This is a genomic window from Streptomyces sp. V3I8 (assembly GCF_030817535.1).
Taxonomy (GTDB): domain Bacteria; phylum Actinomycetota; class Actinomycetes; order Streptomycetales; family Streptomycetaceae; genus Streptomyces.
Genome location: NZ_JAUSZL010000002.1, coordinates 4107660 through 4120939 on the forward strand (window position 1 = coordinate 4107660; position 13280 = coordinate 4120939).

A 13280-nucleotide genomic window follows, 5' to 3' on the forward strand; every position below is an offset into this window, starting at 1 on the left:
CCTGATGTCGAGTCACCACACCGTGCCTGCGCGGAAACCAGCGGAGCTACCGTCGTACGAGGCGGTTCAGCAAGAGGTCGAGGGGGCGTACGCGGCATGAGTCTCGGTGACGAGCACGGAGCGCGCGGCGAGGACCGCGGGTACGGAGGCACCGGCCAGACCCGCACCCGGCTCCCCGACAGCACCGGTGACGTCCACGGCGGGCCACGACGCGGCGGCCGTTCGTCCTCCCGCAGCCTCGTCACGGTGGTGGGTGTCGTGGTCCTCCTCATCGCGGCCATCGCCTTCGCGAACCGCGGCGACAGCGACTCCGCGTCGGACACCGGCACGGGCGACAAACCGGAAACGGCCTCGACGGCGGCGTCCGGCGACGCCCCGGTGAAGTCGAAGGCAGCCGGCATCCCGACCGGATACGCACACACCGAGCAGGGTGCGCAGAGCGCGGCGGCCAACTACGCCGTGGCACTGGGGTCCGACGGCATGTTTAACGCCGCCAAACGGCACGAGATCGTGCAGACCGTCGCCGACCGCAGCACGGTGGAACGACTCCAGTCCGGCTTCGACGCGGACTACTCGGCAGGGCTTCTGAAGAACATCGGACTCGGCGAGGACGGCGGCGCGCCTTCCGGCAGCACCTTCGTCAACCGCACGCTGCCGGTGGGCACCAGGATCACGTCCAGCAGCGCGGACGCGGCCACGATCGAAGTGTGGTGCAACAGCCTCTTCGGGCTCACTGGGGAAACATCCACCAAGCCCGTGACCAACGGCTGGTTCACCGTGACCATGAAACTGAACTGGGCCGATGGAGACTGGAAGGTCCTGGAGACCAGCCAGAAGACCGGCCCGACCCCCGTCAATGGAGACAACCCGGTCTCCGGGACCGAGGAGATCGGCAAGGCGGTCGACGAGTTCGGAGGGTTCACGTATGCCCGGTAGCCCGCAGCGCGCACTCAAGCTCACCGGCGCCGTAGCAGCCGTACAGACCACGGTCGTACTGCTGGCTTCGCAGGCCCACGCAGCTCCGACGCCGACACCGACGCCCTCCGAGAACAACTGCTCACAGATCTCGGGCCCCGCCAGGGACTACTGCGAACAGAACACCGGCAAGAGCAACCGCAACGGCCCCTCCCTGGACGACCCCACCACCGCCCTGGACCCCCTCGCCTCCCTCGCCAAGGGATGCGCGAAAGCCGCCTCCTGGACCATCGACAAGCTCAGCGACGCGGTCCAGAGCACGGCGACCGTCGACTTCACGAACACCACGTTCCTGCAGCAGTACGCCGTGGTCTTCGCCGCGTCGACGATCCTCACCCTCCTCCTGTGGCTGCTCGCGGTCGCCAAGCGCGCCGTGCGGGGCGTCCCCCTCGGCACGGCCATCGGCGAAGCCATCGGCTTCCTCTGGCTGACGGTCCTCGCCTCGGCCTTCACCCCCCTCATCCTCTACACCGTCGTGTCGGCCACCGACGGCGTCGCCGAGGTCCTCGCCAAGACGACCGGCAACCAGACCGACACCTTCTTCGGCAACTTCTCCGGCGCCCTGAACAAGGGCACGGACATCGGCGGCGGCCCGATCATGCTGATCGTGGTCTCCCTCGTGTCGATCCTCGCCGCCGGCGTCCTCTGGCTCGAACTGGTGATCCGCGCCGCCCTCCTCTACGTCGGCGCGCTCCTCGGCACGGTCGTCTACGCAGGCCTGGTCGACAAGAACCTCTGGGGCCACGTCCGCCGCTGGGCGGGCATCATGATCGCCGTCATCCTCGTCAAACCGGTCATCGTGATCGTGCTGGGCCTCGCGGGCGCCCTGTCCGCGGAGGACGGCCCGGACGCCTTCTCCGCCGTCGTCTCCGGCCTCGCCATCATCCTGCTCGCCATCTTCGCCAGCGCGATGATCTACCGCTTCGTCCCCGGCTTCGGCGACGAGATCGCCGGCGGCCGCAACAACCGCATCATGCAGGGCGCCGAGGGCAAGGCCGCGGCCGTCATCAGCTCCCCCGCCACCCTCGTCGCCCAGGGCATCAAGACCCACAGCAGCAGGGCCGAGAACGGCGGAGGAGGCGGCGGCGGAGGCGGCGGCGGCGGAGGCGGCGGACGCCCGTCCAACCCCCTCTCCGGGGGCGTCGCGGCCCACAGTTCACGCGGCAACCAGGGCGGCGGCGGATCCGTCCCCCCCGCCGCACCCCCGCCCCGCTCCAGCCCCGTGAACACCCCCCACGCCGGAAACAACCGCACCAGCAGCAACAACCGCACGGGAGGTGAAGGGCGTTGACGACTGATTCCCATGTGGCCCATACGTCCCATCCGGTCACGCCCCGCCGTACATATCTGATCGGCCGCGCCCGGCCGAACGCGATCGTCGGCCGGAACCGCGAGTCCGGCGAGATCGGCCTGATCATCGTGGGCGCGTTCCTCGGCATGATGTGCGGCCTGATCGTCCCCGTGCTCTCCCTGCGCATCGTGCTGCTCATGGGCTTCCCGATGCTCGCGCTCGCCGCGGTCTACGTGCCGTACAAGCGGCGAACCTTCTACAAGTGGTTCGAGATCAACCGCAGTTACAAGCGCAGCCTGCGCCGCGGCACCGCCTACCGCAGCAACGTCATGGAGTCGGGCACCCATGCCGACGGCCGCGAGGTCGAGGTCGGCCCGCCCCCGGGCATCGGCCGCATCACCTGGCTCGCCGCGCCGTTCGGCCCGGACGAGATCGCCGTACTCCTGCACGCCGACCGCAAGACCGTCACCGCCGCCATCGAGATCGAGGGCCCCGGCGTCGGTCTGCGCGACAGCGAGGACCAGGAAGCCCTCGTCGACCGCTTCGGCACGCTCCTCAAGCACGTCGCCAACGGCGACGGCTTCGTCACCCGCATCCAGATGCTCGCCCGCACCCTCCCCGCCGACCCGGACGCCCACGCCAAGGACGTCTCCGTACGCGGCGACGAACGGGCCCCCGGCTGGCTCCAGGGATCGTACGAGCAGCTCCAGTCCATGGTGTCGACGAGCAGCGAACAGCACCGCGCCTACCTCGTCGCCTGCATGCACTACTCCCGCGAACTGGCCGCCGAGGGCCAGGCGATGGCCCGCGCCGCCCGCCCCAAGGGCGGCAAGAAGCTCGACAAGGACGCCGGCCTCGCCGTCGTCATGGCCCGCGAGCTCACCGACATCTGCTCACGCCTCCAGGAGGCCGACATCCGGGTCCGCCAGCCCCTCGGCCAGGGCCGGCTCTCCTCCCTCGTGCACTCCATGTACGACCCGGACCACCCCATCGACCACATCCAGGCGATGACCAAGCGCAACGCCTGGCCGGCCGAGCTCGACGCCATGGAGCCGACCTACCTCCAGGCCAAGACCCGCGAATCGTCCACCCGCGCCCCCTGGTGCCACTCCACGGCCTGGGTGAAGGAATGGCCGATGACCCCGGTCGGCGTCAACTTCCTCGCCCCGCTGCTCGTCCACACCCCGGACGTCATCCGCACGGTCGCCGTCACCATGGACCTCGAACCCACCGAGATCGCCATCGAGCGGATGCTGACCGAGAAGACGAACGACGAGGCCGAGGCCAACCGCCAGGCCAAGATGAACCGCACCGTCGACCCCCGCGACGTCGCCTCCCACAACCGCGTCGACCAGCGCGGCCAGGACCTCGCCAGCGGCGCCGCCGGCGTCAACCTCGTCGGGTACATCACCGTCTCGTCCCGCAACCCCGAGGCACTCGCCCGCGACAAGCGGACGATCAGGGCCTCGGCCGGAAAGTCGTACCTGAAGCTGGAGTGGTGCGACCGCGAGCACCACCGCGCCTTCGTCAACACACTCCCGTTCGCGACCGGCATCCGGAGGTAGGACTCTATGCGGGATCCGCTGTCCGTCCTCACGGAGGGCTTCACCTCCTTCCTCTTCGGCAAGGTCGAGACGACCCGCCCGCCGGTACGCACCTCCACCGGCCAGGCCCAGGCCGTCTACCTGCCGACCGCGGCCCCCGGCCTCGGCGACTCCGGCGTCATCATCGGCCGCGAGGTCTACTCGGGGAAGGGCTACATCTACGACCCCTTCCAGCTGTACGGACAACAGCTCCCCGCGCCGCACTGGCTGGTCCTCGGCGAGTCCGGCAACGGCAAGTCGGCGCTCGAGAAGACGTACGTCATGCGGCAGCTGCGGTTCAAGGACCGCCAGGTCGTCGTCCTGGACGCCCAGGGCGAGGACGGGGTCGGCGAGTGGAACCTCATCGCCCAGGCGCTGGGACTCACCCCCATCCGCCTCGACCCGACCGCCGCCCTGGACATGGGCATCCGGCTCAACCCGCTCGACCCGGCGATCACCACGACCGGCCAGCTCGCGCTGCTCCGGACGATCATCGAGGTCGCCATGGGCCACGGCCTGGACGAACGCTCCGGCTTCGCCCTGAAGGTCGCCCACGCCTACGTCAACGAGACGATCGTCGACCGCCAGCCCGTCCTCACCGACATCGTCGAGCAGCTGCGCCACCCCGAACCGGAGTCGGCGGAGGCGATGAACGTCGCCATAGACGACGTACGCGCCTGGGGCCTCGACGTCGCCCTGGTCATCGACCGCCTCGTCGACGGTGACCTGCGCGGCATGTTCGACGGCCCGACGACCGTCGGCATCGACCTCGACGCCCCCCTCATCGTCTTCGACCTGTCCCACATCGACCGCAACTCCATCGCCATGCCCATCCTCATGGCGATCGTCGGCGTGTGGCTGGAGCACACCTGGATCCGCCCCGACCGGAAGAAGCGCATCTTCCTCGTCGAGGAGGCCTGGCACATCATCAACAGCCCGTTCGTCGCCCAGCTCTTCCAGCGCCTGCTGAAGTTCGGCCGACGGCTCGGCCTGTCGTTCGTGGCGGTGGTCCACCACCTGTCCGACGTGGTGGACGGAGCAGCCGCAAAAGAGGCCGCGGCGATCCTCAAGATGGCCTCGACCAGGACGATCTACGCCCAGAAGGCCGACGAGGCCAGAATGACGGGCCGGGTCCTCGGCCTGCCCCGGTGGGCGGTGGAGATCATCCCCTCCCTCACCCCGGGCATCGCCGTGTGGGACGTCAACGGCAACGTCCAGGTCGTCAAACACCTGATCACCGAGACCGAACGGCCGCTCGTCTTCACCGACCGCGCCATGACGGAGTCGTCGGCCGACCACCTCGCCGACGACGCCCTGCGCGCCGCCGAACTGGAGGCCGAGGAGCGGGCCGCGGCCTTCATGGAGCACCACCTGAGCGACCTCGACGACTCGTCCGAGTCCACGGTGGCGTAGAGGAGCGGACCGAGATGAGACCGGACGATCGCGACCGCCACCACGGCGGCGGCAGCGGCCAGGGGGGCGTCCCCGACGGCCTGCTGCTGGGCCTGCTGGCCTTCGGCCTCGGCATGACCGTCATGGTATGGACGGCGACCGGCCTCGCCGGTCTCTTCTCCCACGGCTCCTGGCCCGACGGGATCACCTTCCGCCGTACGCCCCTGGCCATACGCCAGCTCGTCGCCGCTCCCCACGACCTGCCGGCCGCCTGGCCCGACACCCCACCGGACCAGCTCTCCGGGTACGGGCTCTTCTGGGGCCTGTTCATCGGCCAGCTCATGGTGCTGGTGGTGCTCACGGTGTTCGTGCTGGGCACGGTGGCGAGATGGCGGGCGGGAAGGGCGAGACGCAGGGAGCTCGCGCCGCCCGCGTCCCCCGCCCAGGAGCCCGCGCCTGCTCCCGTACAGGAGCAGGCGCCGGAACCGGAAGCAGCGCCCCGGCCCCGTCCGCGGCCCGAACCGGTCCCCCGCGAGCAGGCCCCGCACCCCGTGGTCGAACAGGTACCGGCGGCCCAGCCGGTCGTCCCGGCGCATTCGCTCCCGCAGCCGGTTCCCGCGTCGTCCGCCGGTGAAGGGACGGGCACGGCGGGGACGGGCACGGCGGGCGGGTGGGAAAGCCCCGTGCCGGCCCCGCGGGGCCCGGTCGTCCTCGGCCCGCCCGAGACCCGCCATCCCCTCGCCGTCCAGGCGATCCGGGACGCGGACGGCCCCGCCCTGGTCATCACCTCCGACCCGGGCCTCTGGTCGAACACGAAGGACGCCCGGGCCAAACTGGGCCCCGTCCTCCTCTACGACCCCTCCCACCTCTGCGACACCCCGGCCCGCCTCCACTGGTCCCCCTCCGCGGGCTGCGAGTCCAAGGACACCGCCAGGGCCCGCGCGGCGGCGCTGCTCGCCCCGGTCCGGCCCACGGCCCGGATCGACCAGGCGGTCGCCGACACCGCCGAAACACTCCTGCGCAGCTACCTCCACGCCGCCGCGGTCGACGGCCGCACCATCCGGCACGTCCACCGCTGGGCACAGGGCACGCAGGTCCAGGAAGCCGTACGCATCCTCCGTACGAACCCGAAGGCCGCCGCCGGCTCCGCGGGCGAACTGGAAGCCGCCCTCACCTCATACCCGGAACGGCGGGACATCGCCCAGGAGCTGACGGCCCGGGCGCTCTCCGCGCTCTTCACGGTCAACATCCGGGAAGCGTGCACTCCCAACCGAACCGACACCCTCACCTTGGATTCCTTCGTCAACGAGGGGGGCACACTTTATGTGGTGGGTGAACCCATCGAGGACCCGAGGTCGAATCCCGGCGCCATGCCGCTCCTGACGGCCCTCGCCTCAAGCGTGGTCGAGCGCGGCCGGCGCATGGCCGAACGGTCATCCTCCGGTCGCCTCGACCCACCACTCACCCTGGTCCTGGACGACGTCGCCGCGGTGGCCCCGCTACCCCAGCTCCCGGACCTGCTCACGACGAGCGCGGACACGTCCTCGGACCGCGGTCTCCCTACACTGGCGCTGCTGCGCTCCCGTGAACAGGCCCGCTCCCGCTGGCCCCACCACGACCTCCCGGTGTGACTCCCACCGCTCAGGGCCGCTCGAACACGAACTCCAGCTCCCGCGCGCCCGAGTCCCCGGGCGCGGGAACGCTCTTCCCCGTGGGCAGGAACCCGAACTTCCGGTAGAAGGCTTCGGCCCGCCCGTTCCGCTCGTCCACGAACAACCGCACCCGGTCCACCCCGGCGACGTCCCAGGCCCACCGCAGTCCGGACGCGAACAGCCGCTCGGTCAGTCCCTGCCCCCGCGCCTCGGGCCGCACGAACACACCGACGAAGTGCCCCTGCCGTACGTCGCTGACGACCCCCAGCGCCCCCACGGCCCCGGGCTCCTCCACCAGCACGACAAGAGTCCCCACCCACCGCCCGCCGGCCTCCTCGGCCACGATCTGCTGCCGCTCGAGCACCCCTTCGGCAGCGCCGGCAGCCCGGTCCTGCCAGAAACGATCGGGCTGGCCCGAGGCGTTCTCGAAGGTGTCCAGGAAGGCCACATCCGCCACCGGATCCTGCAGCGAGGCCAACCGGATTTCTTTGACCGCGGGCCATTCATCGGCCTGTATCGACCGGAACACGTAGTCAGGACTCATGAAGGCAACCGTAATACGCACACAGCAACCGCACCCGAAACTGCTCCCGAAACGCGAGAAAGCCCCCGCACCGAAGTGCGGGGGCTTTCTCGTAATATTTGTTCGGCGGCGTCCTACTCTCCCACAGGGTCCCCCCTGCAGTACCATCGGCGCTGTGAGGCTTAGCTTCCGGGTTCGGAATGTAACCGGGCGTTTCCCTCACGCTATGACCACCGAAACACTTTGAAACTCTGATTCAAACACCCGCACCACACCCCCCGTGGCCACACTAAAAGGGGTATGGGGTTGTTCGTGGTTTCAGAACCAACACAGTGGACGCGAGCAACTGAGGACAAGCCCTCGGCCTATTAGTACCGGTCAGCTCCACCCCTTGCAGGGCTTCCACATCCGGCCTATCAACCCAGTCGTCTACTGGGAGCCTTAACCAATCAAGTTGGTGGGAATACTCATCTCGAAGCAGGCTTCCCGCTTAGATGCTTTCAGCGGTTATCCCTCCCGAACGTAGCCAACCAGCCATGCCCTTGGCAGGACAACTGGCACACCAGAGGTTCGTCCGTCCCGGTCCTCTCGTACTAGGGACAGCCCTTCTCAATATTCCTACGCGCACAGCGGATAGGGACCGAACTGTCTCACGACGTTCTAAACCCAGCTCGCGTACCGCTTTAATGGGCGAACAGCCCAACCCTTGGGACCGACTCCAGCCCCAGGATGCGACGAGCCGACATCGAGGTGCCAAACCATCCCGTCGATATGGACTCTTGGGGAAGATCAGCCTGTTATCCCCGGGGTACCTTTTATCCGTTGAGCGACGGCGCTTCCACAAGCCACCGCCGGATCACTAGTCCCGACTTTCGTCCCTGCTCGACCCGTCGGTCTCACAGTCAAGCTCCCTTGTGCACTTACACTCAACACCTGATTGCCAACCAGGCTGAGGGAACCTTTGGGCGCCTCCGTTACTCTTTAGGAGGCAACCGCCCCAGTTAAACTACCCATCAGACACTGTCCCTGATCCGGATCACGGACCCAGGTTAGACATCCAGCACGACCAGACTGGTATTTCAACGACGACTCCACACGGGCTGGCGCCCGCACTTCACAGTCTCCCAGCTATCCTACACAAGCCGAACCGAACACCAATATCAAACTATAGTAAAGGTCCCGGGGTCTTTCCGTCCTGCTGCGCGAAACGAGCATCTTTACTCGTAGTGCAATTTCACCGGGCCTATGGTTGAGACAGTCGAGAAGTCGTTACGCCATTCGTGCAGGTCGGAACTTACCCGACAAGGAATTTCGCTACCTTAGGATGGTTATAGTTACCACCGCCGTTTACTGGCGCTTAAGTTCTCAGCTTCGCACACCCGAAAGTGCACTAACCGGTCCCCTTAACGTTCCAGCACCGGGCAGGCGTCAGTCCGTATACATCGCCTTACGGCTTCGCACGGACCTGTGTTTTTAGTAAACAGTCGCTTCTCGCTGGTCTCTGCGGCCACCCCCAGCTCAAGCAGCAAGTGCTCTCACCAGTGATGGCCCCCCTTCTCCCGAAGTTACGGGGGCATTTTGCCGAGTTCCTTAACCATAGTTCACCCGAACGCCTCGGTATTCTCTACCTGACCACCTGAGTCGGTTTAGGGTACGGGCCGCCATGAAACTCGCTAGAGGCTTTTCTCGACAGCATAGGATCATCCACTTCACCACAATCGGCTCGGCATCAGGTCTCAGGCTATGTGCTGTCCGGATTTACCTGGACAACGCCCTACACCCTTACCCCGGGACAACCACCGCCCGGGATGGACTACCTTCCTGCGTCACCCCATCACTTACCTACTACAGGTCTGGACCGTCGGCTCCACCACTTTCCTTTCCCCGAAGGGTCCGGAACGGCTTCACGGACTTAGCATCGCCTGGTTCGATATTTGACGCTTCACAGCGGGTACCGGAATATCAACCGGTTATCCATCGACTACGCCTGTCGGCCTCGCCTTAGGTCCCGACTTACCCTGGGCAGATCAGCTTGACCCAGGAACCCTTAGTCAATCGGCGCACACGTTTCTCACGTGTGTATCGCTACTCATGCCTGCATTCTCACTCGTGAACCGTCCACCACTAGCTTCCGCTGCGGCTTCACCCGGCACACGACGCTCCCCTACCCATCCCAGCAGGCGTTGGCCCTATTGCTGAAATGACACGACTTCGGCGGTACGCTTGAGCCCCGCTACATTGTCGGCGCGGAATCACTAGACCAGTGAGCTATTACGCACTCTTTCAAGGGTGGCTGCTTCTAAGCCAACCTCCTGGTTGTCTGTGCGACTCCACATCCTTTCCCACTTAGCGTACGCTTAGGGGCCTTAGTCGATGCTCTGGGCTGTTTCCCTCTCGACCATGGAGCTTATCCCCCACAGTCTCACTGCCGTGCTCTCACTTACCGGCATTCGGAGTTTGGCTAAGGTCAGTAACCCGGTAGGGCCCATCGCCTATCCAGTGCTCTACCTCCGGCAAGAAACACACGACGCTGCACCTAAATGCATTTCGGGGAGAACCAGCTATCACGGAGTTTGATTGGCCTTTCACCCCTAACCACAGGTCATCCCCCAGGTTTTCAACCCTGGTGGGTTCGGTCCTCCACGACCTCTTACAGCCGCTTCAACCTGCCCATGGCTAGATCACTCCGCTTCGGGTCTTGAGCGCGCTACTGAATCGCCCTATTCGGACTCGCTTTCGCTACGGCTTCCCCACACGGGTTAACCTCGCAACACACCGCAAACTCGCAGGCTCATTCTTCAAAAGGCACGCAGTCACGACCCACAGAGTAAACTCTGTGAGCGACGCTCCCACGGCTTGTAGGCACACGGTTTCAGGTACTATTTCACTCCGCTCCCGCGGTACTTTTCACCATTCCCTCACGGTACTATCCGCTATCGGTCACCAGGGAATATTTAGGCTTAGCGGGTGGTCCCGCCAGATTCACACGGGATTTCTCGGGCCCCGTGCTACTTGGGTGTCTCTCAAACGAGCCGTTGATGTTTCGACTACGGGGGTCTTACCCTCTACGCCGGACCTTTCGCATGTCCTTCGCCTACACCAACGGTTTCTGACTCGTCTCACAGCCGGCAGACTGTGAAAGAGAGATCCCACAACCCCGTATGCGCAACCCCTGCCGGGTCTCACACACATACGGTTTGGCCTCATCCGGTTTCGCTCGCCACTACTCCCGGAATCACGGTTGTTTTCTCTTCCTGCGGGTACTGAGATGTTTCACTTCCCCGCGTTCCCTCCACACACCCTATGTGTTCAGATGTGGGTGACAGCCCATGACGACTGCCGGGTTTCCCCATTCGGAAACCCCCGGATCAAAGCCTGGTTGACGGCTCCCCGGGGACTATCGTGGCCTCCCACGTCCTTCATCGGTTCCTGGTACCAAGGCATCCACCGTGCGCCCTTAAAAACTTGGCCACAGATGCTCGCGTCCACTGTGCAGTTCTCAAACAACGACCAACCACCCATCACCCCACCCTTACAGGCGAGTGCACTGGGGCCGGCACCGAAGGACGACCATGTACGGCCGTACCTTCAGACACCCAACAGCGTGCCCGACACCCCCGACCCCCAGATCAGCTTTCCACGCCCCGAAGGACAGTACTTGCAGCCTGAGCAGACTGAGAATGCCGAATAATCAACGTTCCACCCTTGAGCAACCAGCACCGGACATTCGCCGATGAACTGGCCTCTGGACCGTCAGGTAAACCTGCCGGCCAAGAAATGCTCCTTAGAAAGGAGGTGATCCAGCCGCACCTTCCGGTACGGCTACCTTGTTACGACTTCGTCCCAATCGCCAGTCCCACCTTCGACAGCTCCCTCCCCACAAGGGGGTTGGGCCACCGGCTTCGGGTGTTACCGACTTTCGTGACGTGACGGGCGGTGTGTACAAGGCCCGGGAACGTATTCACCGCAGCAATGCTGATCTGCGATTACTAGCAACTCCGACTTCATGGGGTCGAGTTGCAGACCCCAATCCGAACTGAGACAGGCTTTTTGAGATTCGCTCCACCTTGCGGTATCGCAGCTCATTGTACCTGCCATTGTAGCACGTGTGCAGCCCAAGACATAAGGGGCATGATGACTTGACGTCGTCCCCACCTTCCTCCGAGTTGACCCCGGCAGTCTCCTGTGAGTCCCCATCACCCCGAAGGGCATGCTGGCAACACAGAACAAGGGTTGCGCTCGTTGCGGGACTTAACCCAACATCTCACGACACGAGCTGACGACAGCCATGCACCACCTGTCACCCGACCACAAGGGGGGCCGTATCTCTACGGCTTTCCGGGCGATGTCAAGCCTTGGTAAGGTTCTTCGCGTTGCGTCGAATTAAGCCACATGCTCCGCTGCTTGTGCGGGCCCCCGTCAATTCCTTTGAGTTTTAGCCTTGCGGCCGTACTCCCCAGGCGGGGAACTTAATGCGTTAGCTGCGGCACCGACGACGTGGAATGTCGCCAACACCTAGTTCCCACCGTTTACGGCGTGGACTACCAGGGTATCTAATCCTGTTCGCTCCCCACGCTTTCGCTCCTCAGCGTCAGTAATGGCCCAGAGATCCGCCTTCGCCACCGGTGTTCCTCCTGATATCTGCGCATTTCACCGCTACACCAGGAATTCCGATCTCCCCTACCACACTCTAGTCTGCCCGTATCGTATGCAGACCCGGGGTTAAGCCCCGGGCTTTCACATCCGACGCGACAGACCGCCTACGAGCTCTTTACGCCCAATAATTCCGGACAACGCTTGCGCCCTACGTATTACCGCGGCTGCTGGCACGTAGTTAGCCGGCGCTTCTTCTGCAGGTACCGTCACTTTCGCTTCTTCCCTGCTGAAAGAGGTTTACAACCCGAAGGCCGTCATCCCTCACGCGGCGTCGCTGCATCAGGCTTTCGCCCATTGTGCAATATTCCCCACTGCTGCCTCCCGTAGGAGTCTGGGCCGTGTCTCAGTCCCAGTGTGGCCGGTCGCCCTCTCAGGCCGGCTACCCGTCGTCGCCTTGGTGAGCCACTACCTCACCAACAAGCTGATAGGCCGCGGGCTCATCCTTCACCGCCGGAGCTTTCAACCCCCACCCATGCGAGTGGAAGTATCATCCGGTATTAGACCCCGTTTCCAGGGCTTGTCCCAGAGTGAAGGGCAGATTGCCCACGTGTTACTCACCCGTTCGCCACTAATCCCCACCGAAGTGGTTCATCGTTCGACTTGCATGTGTTAAGCACGCCGCCAGCGTTCGTCCTGAGCCAGGATCAAACTCTCCGTGAATGTTTTCCCGTAATCGGGACAACACCATGAGAGCGGAACAGTCGACCGGAATAAGGAAGACTGTTCACAGCGTCCTCGCTGATGCGCCTACCAGGCGTTAACCCGGCAGGACTTTTTCAAAGGAACCTCCACCCGCCACCAAACGGTGACGGACGGGGTATCAACATATCTGGCGTTGATTTTTGGCACGCTGTTGAGTTCTCAAGGAACGGACGCTTCCTTCGTACTCACCCTCTCGGGCTTTCCTCCGGGCTTTTCCTTTCGGTCTTGCTGTCTTGCGTCTCCGACTCTATCAGACCGTTTCCGGTTCCGATTTCCTCGGCGCTTTCCAGGTTTTCGCTTTCGCGTTTCCCTTTCCGGCGATGTTGACTGTATCAGATCCTTTCGGGCCTGACCCCGGTCAACCGGGCTTGTCTTCGCAGCTGTTGGGCCGTTCCGACGTCCAAAACTTTAGCGGATCCGCCCGGCAGTTCCTAATCGGAGCCGTCGGCCCAAATCGAAATGAATTCGGGCGTGCCGAAATCAATCCCGTTCGGGGGATGTTGCTG

6 protein-coding genes and 3 rRNA genes are annotated in these 13280 nt (G+C 64.7%); 5 read left to right on the forward strand and 4 right to left on the reverse strand.

Annotated features, from left to right (window positions below):
* The first annotated feature begins 96 nt into the window (after window positions 1-96).
* Genes QFZ75_RS18080 through QFZ75_RS18100 form a run of 5 tightly spaced genes read left to right on the forward strand, consistent with a single transcriptional unit; the run spans window position 97 to window position 6872 of the window.
* The gene (locus QFZ75_RS18080; RefSeq protein ID WP_307538200.1) at window positions 97-936 is read left to right on the forward strand and encodes a hypothetical protein; all 840 of its coding nucleotides are present in this window, start codon (window positions 97-99) and stop codon (window positions 934-936) included.
* Window positions 926-2266, forward strand: a complete 1341-nt coding sequence (locus QFZ75_RS18085; protein WP_307538202.1) for a hypothetical protein — start codon at window positions 926-928, stop codon at window positions 2264-2266. Before QFZ75_RS18080 ends, QFZ75_RS18085 begins: the two co-directional genes overlap by 11 nt.
* Entirely contained in the window at window positions 2263-3831 is a 1569-nt protein-coding gene (locus tag QFZ75_RS18090) for an SCO6880 family protein (protein ID WP_307538204.1), read from the forward strand. The genes QFZ75_RS18085 and QFZ75_RS18090 overlap by 4 nt, the downstream gene beginning before the upstream one ends.
* Before the next feature lie 6 nt (window positions 3832-3837).
* Window positions 3838-5262: an ATP-binding protein gene (locus QFZ75_RS18095; RefSeq protein WP_307538206.1), complete on the forward strand. Its 1425-nt coding sequence runs from the start codon at window positions 3838-3840 to the stop codon at window positions 5260-5262.
* A 14-nt stretch (window positions 5263-5276) separates the two neighbouring features.
* On the forward strand, window positions 5277-6872 hold the full coding sequence (locus tag QFZ75_RS18100; protein ID WP_307538208.1) for a type IV secretory system conjugative DNA transfer family protein: 1596 nt from the start codon (window positions 5277-5279) through the stop codon (window positions 6870-6872).
* 10 nt (window positions 6873-6882) lie between these two features.
* Here the strand turns inward: QFZ75_RS18100 and QFZ75_RS18105 are convergent, their stop codons facing one another.
* The 4 genes from QFZ75_RS18105 to QFZ75_RS18120 all read right to left on the reverse strand — a co-directional run bounded on the left by QFZ75_RS18105 (window position 6883) and on the right by QFZ75_RS18120 (window position 12732).
* Window positions 6883-7437 carry a GNAT family N-acetyltransferase gene (locus QFZ75_RS18105; protein ID WP_307538210.1) on the reverse strand — a complete coding sequence of 185 codons (555 nt, stop codon included), beginning with the start codon at window positions 7435-7437 and terminating at the stop codon, window positions 6883-6885.
* Window positions 7438-7537: 100 nt separating this feature from the next.
* Window positions 7538-7654, reverse strand: a 5S ribosomal RNA gene (gene rrf / locus QFZ75_RS18110).
* A 110-nt stretch (window positions 7655-7764) separates the two neighbouring features.
* Window positions 7765-10887, reverse strand: a 23S ribosomal RNA gene (locus tag QFZ75_RS18115).
* Between the two features lie 317 nt (window positions 10888-11204).
* Window positions 11205-12732: ribosomal RNA gene (locus QFZ75_RS18120) — 16S ribosomal RNA — on the reverse strand.
* Together the 16S, 23S and 5S rRNA genes form the textbook arrangement of a ribosomal RNA operon.
* Window positions 12733-13280: the final 548 nt, after the last annotated feature.

Bases quoted from the DNA above. Each gene is read 5' to 3' on its own strand.
- QFZ75_RS18080 (WP_307538200.1), top strand. From the start codon at position 97: ATGAGTCTCGGTGACGAGCACGGAGCGCGCGGCGAGGACCGCGGGTAC.
- QFZ75_RS18085 (WP_307538202.1), top strand. From the start codon at position 926: ATGCCCGGTAGCCCGCAGCGCGCACTCAAGCTCACCGGCGCCGTAGCA.
- QFZ75_RS18095 (WP_307538206.1), top strand. From the start codon at position 3,838: ATGCGGGATCCGCTGTCCGTCCTCACGGAGGGCTTCACCTCCTTCCTC.
- QFZ75_RS18100 (WP_307538208.1), top strand. From the start codon at position 5,277: ATGAGACCGGACGATCGCGACCGCCACCACGGCGGCGGCAGCGGCCAG.
- QFZ75_RS18105 (WP_307538210.1), bottom strand. From the start codon at position 7,437: ATGAGTCCTGACTACGTGTTCCGGTCGATACAGGCCGATGAATGGCCC.